This is a genomic window from Oleiphilus sp. HI0061, assembly GCF_001635675.1.
Genome location: NZ_LWFE01001717.1, coordinates 1 through 1272, shown reverse-complemented (window position 1 = coordinate 1272; position 1272 = coordinate 1). Strand labels below are relative to the sequence as shown.

The following is a 1272-nucleotide window of genomic DNA, read 5'->3' as shown; positions in this document are numbered from 1 at the left end:
AGTGATATTACCTGTGAAGAGTTGATGGAAATTATTCCAGGTCCAGATTTTCCAACCGCTGCGATTATTAATGGTCGTGCAGGGATAGTCCAGGCTTACCAGACTGGCCGCGGGAAAATTTATTTAAGAGCGCGCTATGAGGTCGAGACCGATAAGAATGGAAAAGAGCGCATTGTCGTTACAGAAATTCCATATCAGGTTAATAAAGCCCGTTTGATAGAGAAAATAGCCGAGCTTGTTAAAGACAAGAAGATCGAAGGTATTACCGAGCTTCGTGACGAGTCTAATAAAGAAGGTATGCGAATAGTGATCGAACTTCGACGTGGCGAAATGCCTGAAGTGATCATGAACAACCTTTATGCCCAGACTCAACTTGAGAACGTATTTGGTATTAATATGGTTGCTTTGGTTGATGGTGAGCCAAAGACGATCAATCTAAAGCAATCGCTAGAAATATTCGTCAAGCACCGAAGAGAAGTCGTTACTCGTAGAACAGTCTACTTGCTCCGTAAAGCGAGAGAGCGTGGGCATGTGTTGGAAGGTTTAACGGTTGCTTTGGCAAATATCGATCCGGTTATTGAGTTAATCAAGAAGTCACCAAGTTCTGCGGAAGCGAAAGAAAAACTCTTGGCTCAAGCTTGGAGTCCTGGTGATGTGACCGCGATGCTTGCTAGTGCAGGTGAGAATGCCTGTCGCCCAGATGATTTAGAACCACAGTATGGCTTGCGTGATGGTAAATATTACTTATCGCCAACTCAGGCTCAAGAAATTCTGAATATGCGTTTGCACCGTTTGACCGGTTTGGAAACGGAANAACTCATTGGCGAATATCGTGAGATACTAGAGCGAATCGGAGAGTTTTTAGCGATTCTGAGTGATCCGGTTAAATTGATGCAGGTTATTCGTGAGGAGCTTGAAGCGGTTCTTGAAGAGTATGGAGATGAGCGCCGTAGTGAGATTATTTCTTCACGTCGTGATTTGACAGTTGCAGATTTAATCAATGAAGAAGACCTGGTAGTTACTATTTCTCATGGAGGCTATGCAAAAACTCAGCCTGTTGAAGATTATCAGGCTCAGCGTCGCGGTGGTCGAGGGAAGTCTGCAACGTCGATGAAGGATGAAGACTTTATCGAAAAACTACTCGTGGCCAATTCCCACGATACGATTTTATGCTTTACCAATAAAGGTAAGGTTTACTGGTTGAGAGTGTTCGAAATTCCGCAGGCCAGCCGTGGTTCTCGTGGTCGCCCAATGGTGAATATTCTGCCATTG

General features: G+C 44.4%; 1 protein-coding gene. It reads left to right on the top strand.

The genetic code is table 11. From position 1 onward, the window contains the following. The coding region (locus A3735_RS26420; protein WP_304440030.1) for a DNA gyrase subunit A at nucleotides 1-1272 on the top strand (1272 nt) is incomplete at both ends.